Origin of the sequence: Synechococcus sp. CCAP 1479/10, from assembly GCF_019038515.1 — a bacterium.
Taxonomy (GTDB): Bacteria; Cyanobacteriota; Cyanobacteriia; order PCC-6307; family Cyanobiaceae; genus Cyanobium.
In genome coordinates this window covers 1-373 of record NZ_JAFKRJ010000061.1, presented here as the reverse complement: position 1 = coordinate 373, position 373 = coordinate 1, and the positions used below count along the sequence as shown (strand labels likewise).

The 373-nt window shown below is 66.2% G+C and carries 1 protein-coding gene; it reads left to right on the top strand.

Translation table 11 applies throughout. From position 1 onward, the window contains the following. A partial coding sequence (locus tag KUG39_RS16965; protein WP_216916615.1) for a sigma-70 family RNA polymerase sigma factor occupies positions 1-373 on the top strand: 373 nt, incomplete at both ends.

Here is a 373-nt window from a genome sequence, read left to right as displayed (position 1 = left end):
TGCTGCGCAAGCGCCTGCACGCCGGCCGCCGCGCCAAGGAGCGGATGGTGGCCGCCAACCTGCGTCTGGTGGTGAGCGTGGCGAAGAAGTACACCAAGCGGAACATGGAACTCCTGGACCTGATCCAGGAGGGCACCATCGGCCTGGTGCGGGGTGTCGAGAAGTTCGATCCCACCCGCGGCTACAAGTTCTCCACCTACGCCTACTGGTGGATCCGCCAGGGAATCACCCGGGCGATCGCCGAGAAGAGCCGCACGATCCGCCTGCCGATCCACATCACCGAAACCCTCAACAAGCTCAAGAAGGGCCAGCGGGAGCTCAGCCAGGAGCTGGGCCGCACCCCCACCCTGAGCGAACTGGCCGTGGCGGTGGA